The 14,801-nt window shown below is 35.5% G+C and carries 15 protein-coding genes; 6 read left to right on the top strand and 9 right to left on the bottom strand.

Annotation, left to right across the window (positions count from 1 at the left end; genetic code table 11):
* Positions 1 to 1,326: MATE family efflux transporter (locus tag EPU_RS06340; RefSeq protein WP_010167751.1), on the top strand; the 1,326-nt coding region annotated here is incomplete at its 5' end.
* 45 nt (positions 1,327 to 1,371) lie between these two features.
* Here the strand turns inward: EPU_RS06340 and EPU_RS06335 are convergent.
* Positions 1,372 to 2,133, bottom strand: coding sequence for a hypothetical protein (locus tag EPU_RS06335; protein WP_010167750.1), 762 nt, complete (start codon positions 2,131 to 2,133; stop codon positions 1,372 to 1,374).
* Positions 2,134 to 2,270: 137 nt separating this feature from the next.
* On the opposite strand from EPU_RS06335, the gene EPU_RS06330 reads away from it, so the two are divergent.
* Entirely contained in the window at positions 2,271 to 2,477 is a 207-nt protein-coding gene (locus EPU_RS06330) for a hypothetical protein (RefSeq protein WP_010167749.1), read from the top strand.
* Between the two features lie 58 nt (positions 2,478 to 2,535).
* Here the strand turns inward: EPU_RS06330 and EPU_RS06325 are convergent, their stop codons facing one another.
* The 8 genes from EPU_RS06325 to EPU_RS06290 form a co-directional block, all read right to left on the bottom strand.
* A complete protein-coding gene (locus EPU_RS06325) occupies positions 2,536 to 3,489 on the bottom strand; it encodes an endonuclease/exonuclease/phosphatase family protein (protein ID WP_010167748.1) in 954 nt (317 codons plus the stop codon).
* 106 nt (positions 3,490 to 3,595) lie between these two features.
* Positions 3,596 to 4,849 (bottom strand): UDP-N-acetylglucosamine 1-carboxyvinyltransferase, encoded by a 1,254-nt coding sequence (locus EPU_RS06320; protein WP_029488135.1) that lies wholly within the window; start codon positions 4,847 to 4,849, stop codon positions 3,596 to 3,598.
* Between the two features lie 90 nt (positions 4,850 to 4,939).
* Complete coding sequence (locus tag EPU_RS06315; protein ID WP_010167746.1) at positions 4,940 to 5,824, bottom strand: two-component system regulatory protein YycI; 885 nt, start codon at positions 5,822 to 5,824, stop codon at positions 4,940 to 4,942.
* A gap of 6 nt (positions 5,825 to 5,830) precedes the next feature.
* Positions 5,831 to 7,177, bottom strand: coding sequence for a hypothetical protein (locus tag EPU_RS06310; RefSeq protein WP_010167745.1), 1,347 nt, complete (start codon positions 7,175 to 7,177; stop codon positions 5,831 to 5,833).
* 2 nt (positions 7,178 to 7,179) lie between these two features.
* Positions 7,180 to 7,797, bottom strand: a complete 618-nt coding sequence (locus EPU_RS06305; RefSeq protein WP_010167744.1) for a hypothetical protein — start codon at positions 7,795 to 7,797, stop codon at positions 7,180 to 7,182.
* 88 nt (positions 7,798 to 7,885) lie between these two features.
* Positions 7,886 to 9,715 carry an ATP-binding protein gene (locus tag EPU_RS11735; RefSeq protein WP_052296470.1) on the bottom strand — a complete coding sequence of 610 codons (1,830 nt, stop codon included), beginning with the start codon at positions 9,713 to 9,715 and terminating at the stop codon, positions 7,886 to 7,888.
* 1 nt (position 9,716) lies between these two features.
* Positions 9,717 to 10,415: a response regulator YycF gene (gene yycF, locus EPU_RS06295; protein ID WP_010167742.1), complete on the bottom strand. Its 699-nt coding sequence runs from the start codon at positions 10,413 to 10,415 to the stop codon at positions 9,717 to 9,719.
* A 39-nt stretch (positions 10,416 to 10,454) separates the two neighbouring features.
* Positions 10,455 to 11,240 carry a LysM peptidoglycan-binding domain-containing protein gene (locus tag EPU_RS06290; protein WP_010167741.1) on the bottom strand — a complete coding sequence of 262 codons (786 nt, stop codon included), beginning with the start codon at positions 11,238 to 11,240 and terminating at the stop codon, positions 10,455 to 10,457.
* A 142-nt stretch (positions 11,241 to 11,382) separates the two neighbouring features.
* On the opposite strand from EPU_RS06290, the gene EPU_RS11730 reads away from it, so the two are divergent.
* The 4 genes from EPU_RS11730 to larC are packed head-to-tail and all read left to right on the top strand — an operon-like array spanning position 11,383 to position 14,794.
* On the top strand, positions 11,383 to 12,306 hold the full coding sequence (locus tag EPU_RS11730; RefSeq protein WP_010167739.1) for a D-2-hydroxyacid dehydrogenase: 924 nt from the start codon (positions 11,383 to 11,385) through the stop codon (positions 12,304 to 12,306).
* A 15-nt stretch (positions 12,307 to 12,321) separates the two neighbouring features.
* Complete coding sequence (gene larE, locus EPU_RS06280) at positions 12,322 to 13,125, top strand: ATP-dependent sacrificial sulfur transferase LarE (protein WP_010167738.1); 804 nt, start codon at positions 12,322 to 12,324, stop codon at positions 13,123 to 13,125.
* 10 nt (positions 13,126 to 13,135) lie between these two features.
* A complete protein-coding gene (larB, locus tag EPU_RS06275) occupies positions 13,136 to 13,888 on the top strand; it encodes a nickel pincer cofactor biosynthesis protein LarB (RefSeq protein ID WP_029488134.1) in 753 nt (250 codons plus the stop codon).
* Positions 13,889 to 13,912: 24 nt separating this feature from the next.
* Positions 13,913 to 14,794: a nickel pincer cofactor biosynthesis protein LarC gene (gene larC, locus EPU_RS14410; RefSeq protein WP_010167734.1), complete on the top strand. Its 882-nt coding sequence runs from the start codon at positions 13,913 to 13,915 to the stop codon at positions 14,792 to 14,794.
* Positions 14,795 to 14,801 lie beyond the last annotated feature (7 nt).

Genomic DNA, 14,801 nt, shown 5'->3' with positions numbered 1-14,801 from the left:
CGGCAGGCGTATAAAGATGTTTTTGCATTGGCTTGGCCTAGCGTTGTGGAGAGAGTGCTAGTAAGTATGGTGAGTGCAGTAGATACAATGATGGTTGGAGGATTGGGGCCGCTGGCTATTGCTTCTATAGGCATTACGCAGCAACCTATATTGATATTGCTAGCAATCATATTTTCGCTAAATGTGGGTGTATTATCGATCGTCGCTCGCCGAGTGGGAGAGAAAGATTTTGAAGCTGCCAATAAGGTAGTAAGGCAGTCRATTTTATTGATTATCGTGTTGTCGATAATATTGTCAATCGTTGGAATGATATATTCGGAGACAGTGTTGATTTGGATGGGAGCAACGGCAGATGTATTGCCTGATGCAGTTACATATTTGAGAATAATCTTATGTGGATTTATGTTTAATGCCATAGGAATAAATATTAACTCAGCGCTACGAGGTGCGGGAAACACAAAGGTTTCGATGCGATCAAATATTACAGCAAACCTGGTCAATTTGGTATTAAACTTTATCTTGATAGAAGGGAGATTTGGAGCGCCAGCTTTGGGTGTTGCAGGTGCAGGAATAGCGACTATAATAGGYCAGTCGATTGCCTGCCTAATTTCGTTATCRGCGTTATTTAACAAAGATGCAGATCTAAAAATTTCGAAGGGTGATAGCTGGAAGCCAGAATTTGGTGTTTTAAAGAACGTTATAAAAATTAGTGGAGGAGCATTTGTTGATCAAATTTGTATGAGACTGGGATTTTTGATGTATGTGAGAATTGTTACATCGCTGGGAATGATGGCATATGCAACGCATCAAATTTGCATTATATTTGCTAATTTCTCATATAGCGTGGGAGAAGGTTTTTCGATCGCGGCATCATCATTGGTGGGAAGAAATCTTGGTGCAAAAAGACCCGATTTGTCAATTATATATGGAAAAATCACAGAAAGAATAGGTCTTGCGGTTTCGCTAATATTATGTGGCGTTTACTTTACATTTAGAGAGGAGTTATTTGCGCTATTTACTGAGGATGCGGAAGTGTTGGCCTTAGGCGTTACAGTTATGGTTATTGTTTCTATAGCGAATATTTTTCAGGTGCCACAAACGATTTTGTCGGGAGCCCTACGAGGTGCGGGCGATACGAAGTTTATTGCCAAAGTTGCATTGGTAAGCATTACAATTTTGAGGCCGATATGCACATATATCTATTGCTATCCATTGGGATTGGGATTGATAGGGGCTTGGTTGGCTATGATGACAGATCAATTTATACGATTAATGGCAACATATGTAAGATTTTCAAAAGGCGAATGGGTTAAATTAAGGGTATAAAAAAGATTCAGCCTCTCAGGGTAAAAATAGAGGGGCTGTTTTTATTTATTTGGGCAAAGAATTGATATATAGTTCAATAGCTTTAGACTTATTATCTTGAGATTCGGTGACCTGAATTTTACTTTTATAAACCTCGTATGTATATGCTTTATGCATAAGTCGTTGCATTCCATTTTCGTCGATGCACATTTCGCGTAAATCAAAGAAGTCTTCGCTTTTATTTAATGTCAACCGCAATGCGCAAAATATTGTATAGGCCGATTGGTCTAAAACAGTATAAATCGTTTCCTTATATAGTAACACCAAATTTCGAAAAATTATATGAGACATATTGATTACATCTGCATTAGAGATAAATCCGCCGGTGGCAAGATTGATAGAATCGAGGATATTGTCTTTTGTGGCATTACGCATCTCAGCAGTAGATAAAAAAATGGGCACCAGTGGAACTAGAAGGTTTTTTGCCATAGTGGATAATCCGTTTTTTATTCCCTGAAGATAGTTTTCGATAGGGTTTTGATCCGCAGGGCATAGGTGCTTAAAATTTTCGTATGTGACCATTTCAAAATAGTTACATATTGCAGACTGATTGAGCATACATAGAAATTCCTCATAAACATATTCAATAGCATACTTATATAGAAGAACATGTCCCTTTAGTTTAAATTCCGAATAAGTAGTTAGCCCTTTTGCTTCTAATAATTCCCAAATATATCTATGAAAATAGAACTGAGCATTGATKGCATCAGGATTTGCATAACTACTATAAAAATAGGCAGAAATTTCCTTAAACTCTAATTTTGGCATTTCATCACTACTTTCGTTTTTATTAAATATATGGCTGCTTTAGGCTTGGATATGCCTAATTTCTAAAATTTGCTGTGTATAAAAATTTGCGCATAATATCAAACTACATTATGTAGCAATATAAAAGGAGGAAAATTATGAATAAAACACAAGAGTTTTTAAATGATACGGTGGAAATGGCGAACATAATGACTGAGGACGCTAAAATTGAGATTAAAAAGCAAATTCAAAAGCAGAAACTGAAAAATGATGTAAATAGCTTTAAGCAGGAAATGGGAAGTTTTGTTCAAAATATTAAAGAGACTGTAACGGAAAAAATGCAAAAAGGAAAGGAAAAACTATAAAAAGAACAGCTGTATCTAGGGATGCCAAAGAGAATGTTCCGGCACTCCTAGATGCTAATTACTTTAACATAAATGTTGCAGATACGCTGTTTTGCGGACTATATGCGAAGCCAGATTGAAGAGTTTCTAATGCCAGTAAATCGATATTATCGGAGAACAAAAAGCCGTTAGATAGCTCGCCGTTTTGGTTAGTGGCAACAGTTTCATCAACTGCCCAGAAAAAATTATCCATATTAAGGAAATTATGAAAGTTACTGACCGTAGAAAATGGGTCAATAGAAGTGATAGAACTGTTAAAATCTCCGCCCAAAATTATATAATTGCCTAGTGCGTATTCGGCTTTGAGAAATGCTTCTATTATCACTAAAATTTCTGGAAAGTTGCCTAAATCTTGAATTTGAACATTTGCTAGAACCAATTCTGGGCCGGCCTGAGTTTTTAGGCGACTTACTAGCAATGCGTCGTCTGGTGCCGTCATTTCTTTGTGCCAAGGAAAATCCGTAGGTAGTTTGACTCGCGAACTTTCGGCTACTTGATATTTAGATAGTGTCATAAGATTTTGGTTAGTGATACCAAAATGACCGTTTATAGGTATTGCTAAGTAGTGGATTTTTAGATTGCTAGCGAATGCATAGCCATAATTTTGTAAAACATTTTTTAGCAAGTGAACTTGATTAGTATGTTGGCTTCTAGTAGAGTATTGATCGATTTCTTGTAGAAAAATAAAATCTGAATTTGCTATTAATAAATCATCAATGGCAAGTGCCATATTATTAATTATATGTTCAATAGGTGGTTCTTTTTGTTCATTAATTCCAGAACCTAAGTTATGCGTGATTATTGTAAAAGGTGTCTGACTTGCTAATGGATTGGATTTKGGATTGTTTAAAGTTTCCACGAATATAACATCTTCAGGATTATATTGAAATGCAGTAAGACTGCTAAAATATAAAATAACAATTACACTGATTATTAACAACACTATTGCTAATCTGTTAAAAGCTTGCCTCATGTATGTCACCCCTTCTTTATATGTTATTATACTCTATTTTATTCGAAAATAGCAATTTTTTATCGCAAAAAAAAGATTACGGAATGTCCGTAACCCAAGGTTAAAATTAATCTATTCTAAAGATTTGTGCACCAAGAGCAGTTAACTTTTTCTCAATATCTTCATATCCACGATCTATATAGCGTACGTTGTCTATTGTTGTAGTGCCTTTTGCGACTAATCCAGCTATAATCATGGCGGCGCCGGCTCTAAGATCTGTTGCAACTAAATTGGCCCCGTAGAGTGTGTCGACACCTTCTATGCTTGCTTTAGTTCCATCTATTGTGATGTTGGCACCCATCTTTCGYAACTCATCTACATATTGAAATCGATTATCAAAAATACTCTCGACTATTGTGCTTACCCCCTGAGCTTGCAAAAGTGATACCAACATTTGAGGTTGTAAATCGGTTGGAAAACCTGGATATGGAAGGGTAATTATTTGTGTTGCAGTAAGTTTTTGTTTCCATATTACTCTAATATAATCGTCGCCTTCTATTAAGGTTACTCCTATTTCTCGAAGCTTAGAAGTTAGCGAATCCATATGCTCGGGGATAATGTTTCTAACGCATATGTCGCCTTTAGTTGCAGCTGCGATAAGCATAAATGTTCCGGCTTCTATTTGATCTGGGACTATATTATAATGTCCTCCATGTAATTTTGATACACCTTTAATACGAATTACGTCTGTTCCAGCGCCGATAATTTTYGCTCCCATTTTATTTAAGAAGTTTGCGACATCTACTATGTGAGGTTCTTTTGCGGCATTTTCTATAGTGGTTGTTCCTTCTGCTAACACGGCGGCTAGCATTATATTGATMGTAGCTCCAACTGATACCATATCTAGGTAAATTCTTGTTCCRATAAGTCGATCAGCGTTTATTTTAATTATATTATCTTCTATTTCAATGTTGGCGCCCAGTGCTCTAAAGCCTTTGATATGTTGATCGATAGGGCGACCTCCAAAATCGCATCCTCCAGGCATCGCAACTTCTGCTTTCTTAAATCTTCCCAGTAGTGCTCCCAAAAGATAGTACGACGCTCTCATTTTGCTAATACATGGCTCTGTTGCCGAGTATTTGTATATTGTTGTTGCGTCTATCTCTAATGTATGGAGATCTAGAAATTTCGTAACTGCTCCCATCGAAACTATCGCTTCRTTGAGAATTGCGACATCATTGATATTAGGTAAATTTTCAATTATGGTAATACCTTCTACTAAAATTGTTGCGGGCAAGATAGCCACGGCCGCGTTTTTAGCACCACTAATTTTTACATCTCCCACTAGGCGTGTGTCACCCTGTATACATAATTTGCTCATCTAAAACACCTTCTTAATTTCTTTATTTTAATCACCCTTTGTGTATTTAGTAAGTTACATTATACCATCAATAGATAAAAATACCAAGATTTATTTGATCTGATTTGTGTAGGCATTAACAAAAAGCGGTTGCCGAAATCCTTCTATCTCTATTTTATACGTYGGAATTGCTTCTTCTGTCAAGAAAAATACACTATTTTGATTTTCGCGTGCATATCCTAAGGTGATATTTTTTATTATGGTATTTGGATTGATAAATTGATGCAAATTAAAAAGAACTTGATCCACTGCATAAATTTCAGCTTCATGAAAAAATTTTTCACTTACTTCACTTAATGTCATAGTACTCATAAATACACCATCATTGTTTATTTGCATATATAGATAACTATCAAATACAGGTAAACCACTATATACACTATAATATGTTACGTTGGCACCGTATGATACTAATTCATAAACAATATTTACTGTTTTTCCCAATAAATCGGCAGGAAATTTTTCATAATGTTCTTTTGCATATGATAATATTTTTTGTTTTGATAAAAGATCATCGCTATTTACACTTTTTTCAATAGCAAAATTGCGATAAATAATTTTATAGGTGCTAAAGCTGAGTGTTTCTAAGCCTTTTTTATATACGCGTTGTTGAGAATCGTATTCTGATTTATTTATAACATTTGTAATAGTGACACCCTCTCGTTTTTCACCAAAAAAATTATTAACAATACTATCACGAATGTTGGTAGTAATTCTCTTAGGAATTAAACTTATTTTTGGTTTTGCGCTATGATCTTTAGGAAGATCACTTTCGATGGTAATGTTATCTTGTTCTAAAAATTCGGTTATTCTTTCAATTCTATTTTGGTTTAAAGTATAGTTTTTAATATATTTATTATAATTTCCTACACCTAAAAATAAATTTGTAATAATAAAAATTATTAACAGATAATTTATGGTCTGTTTGTCGTTCATGTTTTATTATGGATAATACCAATCTCCTTTGTATTTTATGCCCCATTTGATATCGAGAGGTGTGTCGGCACCAGTTAGTTCATATACCAATTCTATGTTACTAAATACAGGTCGTTCTATACCAAGTCCTTTCAAGTTGCTATACATTTTATCAATTGGTGTTGAATATCCGGTAATTATATAATTAGGCTCATATGAAAAAATCTCTTCTACGCTATAGCTAAGCCATTGCGCATCCTTAATTACGCGGTCAATCACCCTAACACTCACCATTGCAGGAACGTCTAATATGTGTTTTAAGTTTTCTGATAGAACAACTGTTATATCTTGATATAACATATTAAAATAATAAATATAAGCGCCATTATCAATTTCTATATTACTTAGATATAGTTTATCCTTTATTGTGGGGCTAATCAAATTGTTTGCTTCTATAAACTCTAGCGCTATATTATATCCTTCTAAACGTGTTTGCGGAATCTTTTCTATAACAGGTCGTAAATTTTGGTAGGTGATAAGCCCAGAAGGTGCAATTGTTAAAATATTCTTGTTTTTTTCTGTAAATTCTATGGCACCACCCAAAAGAAGCTGCGTTTCTTTCATAATGGGTTTTTCAAATAGCTGGTCGGCTCTTCCTTCTATTTCTGCAAAATCCATATGCTCCAAAAAGTTTCGAAATAATATTTTTGAATATTCTAGTGGCATCGAGGGGCTGATGTTGGCCAGGAAAACATTTCCTAAAATATGTGGTGCTTTTATATCCTTAATACTAGGTTGATATCTAAGCGAAGTAGATTCTTCGTCATCTGAATTATTAAATAAATAGTATATATTTTCAAATTCCTGAGCTTTTTGAGGTAATTTTAATTCTATATAATATTCGGATGATTCGTTTATAAAAAAAATGCTATCATCTGAAAGAGTTTCGTCTTTTAGTGTTACAAAAATGCTGTCTATCTTATAATTATATTCAAGAGGAATGCTTTTGCCAATTATTTCGTTAATAGTTAGTGGCAGGCTATATTCGTATATGATGCCCCTTTGGTTATATAATTTACTAGTATCTTCTTGCTTATACTCCTGATCCAAAACATCCGGGATATTAAATAGTACTTTTTGTAGCTCCTCAACCATCAATTTATACTCTTGGTTTTTATTGGGAATTTTTAGACCTTTGGTATATAACCCACCTGTATTTAGCCAGATATATTTGGGGGTTATTGGAGTGAGGACGGCTTTGGTTTCGGCTTCAAAAAAAATATGGCTAAGAGGACCCCCCAGCCATAAATAAACAGTTTGAATTATACTAAGTGCGATAAACATACAGAGTAATAGTAGTTTTATATTTTTCATTTTTATTCCCCATGCTCTGGTAGTGGTGGTGGTGTTTCTACTAAATTACCTGGCAAGTCCCCGGGAGTACTTACTATATAATTTTTTATTTTCAATTTATGTTCTTCGGGTTGCCTATATATTTTAGTAACTATAGAGTTTGCTAGGTCAGCTTCAGTTAGTTTATCAAAGCCAGGATCGATTGCTGCTATTGTAGTTGATTGGGTGGGTAAATCTGGATGTGTATATTTTAATACTATGGTGTTGTCCTTTTCTTGCAAACTAAGAAGTTGATTAAAAGTTTGGGTGGCACCTACTGGTTCGAGTTCATATTTTTTGTAAACTTCATTGCCGCTGTAAATTGTAATAGATATTTGTGTTCCGGCACGTGCTTCTCCCATTAAGTTAATTTCCTTCTCAAAAGTAGTAACAAAAGAATCTGCCTGCAGTAATATTATAGGTTGGATTACTCTAACATATTCGTTTGCCATAAATTCTATAGAAGAATCGGTTTCCTTATATTTATTTGAATCCAATATTTGTTGGATTGTTTCCTGTTCTGCTGTTGCAAAAGCTTGGTTATTTACAAGTGTGATAGCACCCAGAATCATTATTCTTGCGATGTATCGATTGATTTTCATCGATTATGTCACCTCCTCTGCTTGTAATTCCTATTATAGCCGTTTTGTATTACGTGGGCATTACTTTGGAATAACTTTTATTTTACAGTTATTCCAAAAAATCATAGTCYAAATTTAAAGCATTGAAGGTRATGATGACAGTAGTTCCATGACCGAGTGCGCTCTCCATTTTGATGCTCCCGCCATGAAGTTCGACCATTTCTTTTGCGATAGACAATCCAAGACCAGTGCCTCCCATTTTGCGAGAACGAGCTTTGTCGGCTCTATAAAATCGCTCAAAGATTCTTTCGAGGTCTTTTTTGCTCATTCCAATTCCTGTATCTTTAACTTTGATCACTACTTGCTGGTCGTTAGAAGATAGATTGATTTTGATTTGTCCGTTATCTTCTGTATATTTTATTGCATTTGACAAAATGTTGTGAAACACCTGACCAATGCGAGCCGGGTCTCCTTCTATCAAATATTCTTTGTTTTTGTTGTAGCTCAGCTTTATCTGGTGATGCTTACACTTTGCTTGTATCGCTTGTGCTCGTATCGTATCCAACAAAAGAGAATAGATATCCATCACTTGTATATTTAGCTGCATTTGCTTGTTGTCTATTTTAGACAGCTCCAGCAGATCATGGACTAGTGTCGTCATTCTATCTGTTTCTTTTTCCATAACTGATAAAAAGTCTAGCGCTGTTTCTTTTTCGTCGATTGCTCCGCTAATTAATGTTTCGGTATATGTTTTTATTGTGGTTAGAGGAGTTCTAAGCTCGTGCGATACGTTGGCTACAAAGTCTTTGCGCATTTGATCAAGCTTTTGCTGACTGGTAACATCTTGCATTACCACTGTTAGCCCTTCTTTTTCTCCGTGACTGCTCTCATATGATGCAAAATGAAAGCTTATAAATTTATCTCCAATATTCATCATAATGCCTTGTTTATATTGTTCGTCATCTTCTAAAATATTGTCAAACGAAACGTCTAATCCAAATTTTGGAAATATAAAATCAAAGCGATGGTCAATTGTGGATTGGCCAATCATATCATAACTAACAGAATTTGCATGAATTAATACGCCCTGCCGATTAAATGCCAATACGCCATCTGCTAAATTTTCTAAAATTCGTTCCAATTTATTTTTCTCGCTAGAAATATCAAGCAATGTTCGTCGAAGTTCTTGAGCCATTTGGTTAAAGCTCATTGTGAGTTGACCTATTTCATCGCTGGATTCGTTTGGAATTTTTTTAAACGCTCCCTCTTGTAGTAATTTAGCGCTTCTGGTTAGGGCCTTAATTGGTTGTGTGATCATTCTGGCAAATATTGCGCTAAATGCTCCGGCCAATGCCAATGCAACAAGTGTTCCCATTCCTAGAGTACTCATAACTGTATCAACGTTTGCGTAAATTTCTGCTGTATCCGAAATAACATATATAATTGCCTTGATTTCTCCTGTTTCGTAATTGCGAATAGGAAGTGCGTGTTCTAATGTACTTTGAGAGTTATGGCCACCATTTGCCAGGTAAATCCAGTTTGATGTGGCCATTTTATGTGTGGAAAGGGTCTCATTCACAACTCCTGCAAATCCATTTTTATGAGTTCCCGGTACATAGTCTCCTCGTTTAAATTGTGTGCCCAATGCAATTTCTACGAATCCTTGATTGTTGAGAATATATATATCTGTTTCTTCGCCTATTGTTGTCAAATTTTGAAGCTTTGAAATAAGCAAATCTCGGTCTTTTATTAGGTCCACATTACCCTCAAAATCCAGTATTTCTTTCACAGAAACAGCAATTCCTTCTGTTTTTATRCGCATCTTATTAAAATATTGCTCTTCTATTTGAAATATAATTACACTGCCGCTTGCKATCATTATAACTAACACAACACTCAAATATATTCCTATGATTTTGCACTGAATTCCAATTTTCATTTTAACCTCTAAAGTAATAGCCAACACCACGCTTGGTTAAGACATATGTTGCCTTGGCAGGATCATCCTCAACTTTTTCACGAAGTCTTCGTACGGTTACATCAACGGTTCTAACATCTCCAAAATATTCAAAGCCCCATACCTTTTCAAGAAGAATTTCTCGAGTGAAAACTTTGCCTTTTTGCATTGCCAAAAATTTTAGTAATTCAAATTCTCTAAGTGTTAAATCAATGATTTTACCAGATTTTGTAACTTCATATTTTTCCAAATTGATTCTCAAGTTGCCTTCTACAATGGTGTTTTCGTCAAGAGGCTCTGGAATGCGTATTTCTTCATGAGAAGTTCCTCGTCTTAGTTGTGCCTTAACTCTGGCAATAAGTTCTCTCATTCCAAAAGGTTTTGTGATATAGTCATCTGCGCCTAATTCAAGCCCAACAACTTTATCAATTTCTTCTGCTTTTGCAGTAAGCATAATTATAGGCATATTCTTGGTTTTGCGAACCAGCTTGCATACAGAAAGCCCATCCATTTTAGGCATCATAATGTCCAATAGCACGATATCTGGATTGGTTGTCAAAATCATTTCTAATCCTTCTTCTCCATCATAAGCAACTAAAACTTCATAGCCTTCTTTTTCTAAATTATACTTGATAATATCAGAAATAGCTTTTTCGTCTTCTACTACAACTACTTTTGGCATATCATATTTTGCTCCTTTTCTCACGAGTTTTGTTTACTCTTACTCTATATATGTGATAAATTCTCTAGCGTCATTTTTATTTGTAAGTGCCACGTCAATTAAAGGCACGTCAATCGTAACTTCAATGACTGAATTTAAAACAACAACCCCATTTTTTATCTTAGGATTATTCTTTGTAATTTCGTCTCTATTTATTCTAAGACTTTCTGCAATTTCCCACAATGTATCACCTGCTCTAACTTTATATTCCACTTTAGCAGGTACAGATTGCGCTGCTGCAGCAACAAGTTCATCAAAACTCATAAGCGATTTCGTAGTTGTAAAATATGGTTTGGTGGTAAGTTTTGTAACAAACTCAGACGGTTGGTCCGATCCATAGTATTTAATGGTAAGAGCACTAAGAAGATCATCGAGCATTTCGTCAGATTCGATGATTCCTACTAAAGTATCACCAGCATATAGCTCTCGAAACTCTATCATAAATCCGAGATGTTCTCGTAAATAGGTGATAAGATAATTGGAAGTGATTTTGTTGCTATTAAGCATTTTGAATGGGAATATCTTAACCTCGTTCATATATTCTAATTTTACATCGGAATCATATTGTTGCCTCACTTGTGCAAGAACAACTTCTAAACTTTCGTCAAAGACTTCTTTTGATTCTACTACACCAACATTGTGCCCGGCTACTTGTATCATATAGCCGTTTGGAATAATAATAATTATAGCGAATATAACTAATAACGCAATTATAGTATTAAAAATTATTTTATTTCGTTTGCGTTTTGCCTTAACTTCGCTCAGGTAGTTTAACCTTTTTTTCATAATGGTTCCCCTTTTTGGTTTTATTTTAGCAAAAACAGCAGTAACTATCAAGCTTTTTATGTGTCATAAATATTTTATACCTTGATTGGATATAATTATTGCGATAGAATGATGTGGCAAATATTTTGAAAGGGAGATATTGATGCAGATAAATATTATGGCACCAAATTTTGCTATGATAGCAGAGCGATTAAAAGAAAGTTATCCAGAAGTGACTGTTGCTTTTGGAGAAAATAATTTAGAGAATGCAGATATTATGTTTGGAATAGGAAAAATAGAAAGGTTGCCAAATCTACAAAATCTCAAATTTGTTCAGTTGCAGTCTGCTGGGTTTGATTTCTTGTTAGAGCATAAGAATCTAAAGCATATTAAGTTTGCTAGTGCTAGTGGGGCATATAACGATTCGATTTCCGAGCATATGTTGGCAATGAATTTGATTTTATTTAGGCATTTTAATATTCATAGAGATTTTCAAAAAATGGGTGTGTGGCAAAAATGGGAAAATGTGCCAGCTGTTCGTCTTATCAAATATTCAACAGTGTTGATAATAGGAATGGGTGAAATAGGAGGCGCATATGCGAAGTTGGTAAAATCGATGGGCGCATATGTAATAGGAGTAAGACGTTCTAATCTAGGGAAGCCAGATTATGCAGATGAAGTCTACTTGATTGATAAGTTGGACGATCTTCTTCCGAGAGCGGATGTAGTTGCGATCGCAGCGCCGCTTAATGATGAAACAAAACATTTGATTGATGTKGCGGCCATTGCCAAAATGAAAGACAACGCAATTTTGATAAATATAGCTAGAGGAGCAATAGTGGATACCGAAGCTCTGTGTGATGGATTAGAAAACGGAAAGCTTGCTGGAGCGGCATTGGATGTAACAGATCCCGAGCCATTGCCAGCAGATCACAGACTTTGGGGTATCAAATCTGCTATTATCTCACCTCATTGTGCGGGCGGAGCAGGAAAAACTGGCATACAAGAAGCGATAATAGAAATTTTTTTACAAAACGTAGCTAGATTTATTGCAGGAAAAAAATTAATTAACGAAATTACGATATAATAAAGAGGAATAGATATGAATCAACTAAAAAAATTTATGGCAGAGCTGGTTGCGCAGGGAGTTGCCATAGCATTTTCTGGAGGAGTAGATAGCTCGCTGTTGCTTAAAGTAGCTGCAGAAGAAGGCAAAAAGTTGGGAGTCTTGGTGCATGCGGTAACATTTGAAACAAGCTTGCATCCCAAAGCGGATCTTGAAATTGCGGCAAAAGTTGCAGAAGAAGTTGGGGCAATTCACAAAGTAATATTTATAGATGAGCTCACAAAAGCAGAGATAATAGAAAATCCGATAGACAGATGTTATCATTGTAAAAGATTTTTATTTGAGGAACTGATCGATTATACTGCGAAGCATAATTTAAAATACGCTGTGGATGGCACAAACTTAGATGATCTATCTCAGTATCGTCCGGGGATTAGGGCATTGGAAGAGTTGGGAATAATTAGCCCTCTTGCAAAATTAAAAATCGATAAAGCAACAGTAAGAAAATATGCACAGCAAATGGGGTTGAGCGTTTATAATAGGCCGAGTGCACCTTGCTTGGCAACGAGAATTCCATATAATACCAAATTGGATATGAAAGTACTGGAGAAAATTGATACTGCAGAAGCTTTTTTAAAAGATCTAGGGTTTGCCAAGAATCGTGTGAGACTGCATGATAATATCATTCGAATAGAAATAGATTCAACAGATATTAATTCTGCCGTGGCGCATCGTGAAGATATCGTTACGCGTTTTAAACAGTTGGGGTTTTTGTATATAACGTTAGATTTAGAAGGCTTTAGAAGTGGAAGTATGGATATACATTTGCAGAAAGGATAAATTGGTATCAATGGATATAAGTAAAATTTTGAAAGAAGTAAAGTCTGGTGCTGTTTCTATAGAAGAGGCAGAAAAGGCGTTAAAGCATTTGCCATTTAAAGATATGGGCTTTGCGAGAATCGATCACCACAGAAAGTTGCGAAGTGGATTTGGAGAAGTAATTTTCTGTGAAGGTAAAAGTGATGAGCATCTTGTTAAAATATACAAGCATTTTGTAGCAGAAAAAATAGAAGTGCTGGGAACTAGGGCAACTGAAAAACAATATCTTGCAGTGGCGCAAGAAGTTGAAGACGTAATATACGAACCAGTCTCTAGAATTTTAAAATTAGAAACGGTAGAGAAAAATCATACAGGAATGGTGGCAGTCTGTACAGGAGGGACAAGTGATATACCGGTTGCAGAAGAAGCTGCGCAAGTTGCAGAGTTTTTTGGAAGCCGAGTATTGCGTGTTTATGATGTGGGAGTTGCAGGCATTCATAGATTATTTTCTAAAATAGAAGAAATTAATAAGGCAAACTGTATAATTGCTGTTGCGGGAATGGAAGGAGCGTTGCCTGGCGTATTAGCAGGAATGGTAGATAAGCCTGTGATAGCAGTGCCAACATCAATAGGGTATGGAGCAAACTTTAAAGGGATCTCAGCGTTGTTGACCATGTTAAATTCTTGTGCCGAAGGAATCAGTGTTGTAAATATAGATAACGGATTTGGGGCAGGATATCTAGGTACGCAAATCAATAGATTAATTGTAAATGCGGCAAAATAAAAATATGACGAATGGAGAATTACTATGATATTATACTTTGAATGTTTCAGTGGAATAAGCGGAGATATGAGCGTTGCTAGTTTGTTGGATTTGGGAGCTGATAAGCAAGTGTTGCTTGATGCATTAGATAGCCTCAATATTGATGGATACAAATTGGAAATAGATACCAGTAGCAAATGCGGAATTTTTGGAACTAGCTTTAATGTCGCATTGGCAGATGGAAGGCATCCAGATTATATAGGAGAAAACGATCATTATCACCATGTTTCAGAAGCAGTAGATGAAGATTCTAGCAAAGCCGAAGAAGAGAAGGACACAGAAGTAGAAGAGACACAAAATAATAAGTCAGAAAAACACAACCATAGTCACCATACGCATCGTAACCTAGCGGATATCACAAAAATCATTGATGAAAGTGGAATAACAGATAACGCAAAAACTATTGCAAAATCGATATTTGGCTTTATTGCTAGAGCCGAAGCAAAAGCTCATAACAAAACGATGAACGAAATACATTTTCATGAAGTAGGGGCAGTGGACTCTATAGTGGATGTAGTAAGCGTGGCGGTATGTATAGATAATATAGGCATAAGCAAAATAGCAGCATCAACAGTTTATGAAGGGACAGGATTTGTGCAATGTGCACATGGAATTATGCCAGTGCCAGTACCTGCAGTAGTGAATATATTTCAGGAAAGTGGTCTAAATATGAGAATCACAGAAACAAGAAGTGAAATGGTAACACCAACTGGCGCAGCCGTGCTTGCAGCATTGGTAAATATTGATGAACTTCCAAATGATTTTAAAATTGTAAAAACAGGAATTGGTGTGGGTCAAAAGGATTTTCCAAATGCCAATATTCTTAGAACAATGTTAATAGAAGAAACTAAAAAAAAAGCTGTGTAGATAGTCT

This window comes from Candidatus Epulonipiscium viviparus (assembly GCF_000171335.1).
Lineage (GTDB): Bacteria > Bacillota > Clostridia > Lachnospirales > Cellulosilyticaceae > Epulonipiscioides > Epulonipiscioides viviparus.
Note: the sequence above shows the minus strand (reverse complement) of the source record. Positions and strands in the feature narration are given on the sequence as shown.

What these genes read in the sequence shown, in the direction of transcription:
- EPU_RS06330 (WP_010167749.1), top strand. Translation starts at nt 2,271, where the DNA reads ATGAATAAAACACAAGAGTTTTTAAATGATACGGTGGAAATGGCGAAC.
- EPU_RS06310 (WP_010167745.1), bottom strand. Translation starts at nt 7,177, where the DNA reads ATGAAAAATATAAAACTACTATTACTCTGTATGTTTATCGCACTTAGT.
- EPU_RS06305 (WP_010167744.1), bottom strand. Translation starts at nt 7,797, where the DNA reads ATGAAAATCAATCGATACATCGCAAGAATAATGATTCTGGGTGCTATC.
- yycF (WP_010167742.1), bottom strand. Translation starts at nt 10,415, where the DNA reads ATGCCAAAAGTAGTTGTAGTAGAAGACGAAAAAGCTATTTCTGATATT.
- EPU_RS06290 (WP_010167741.1), bottom strand. Translation starts at nt 11,240, where the DNA reads ATGAAAAAAAGGTTAAACTACCTGAGCGAAGTTAAGGCAAAACGCAAA.
- larE (WP_010167738.1), top strand. Translation starts at nt 12,322, where the DNA reads ATGAATCAACTAAAAAAATTTATGGCAGAGCTGGTTGCGCAGGGAGTT.
- larB (WP_029488134.1), top strand. Translation starts at nt 13,136, where the DNA reads ATGGATATAAGTAAAATTTTGAAAGAAGTAAAGTCTGGTGCTGTTTCT.
- larC (WP_010167734.1), top strand. Translation starts at nt 13,913, where the DNA reads ATGATATTATACTTTGAATGTTTCAGTGGAATAAGCGGAGATATGAGC.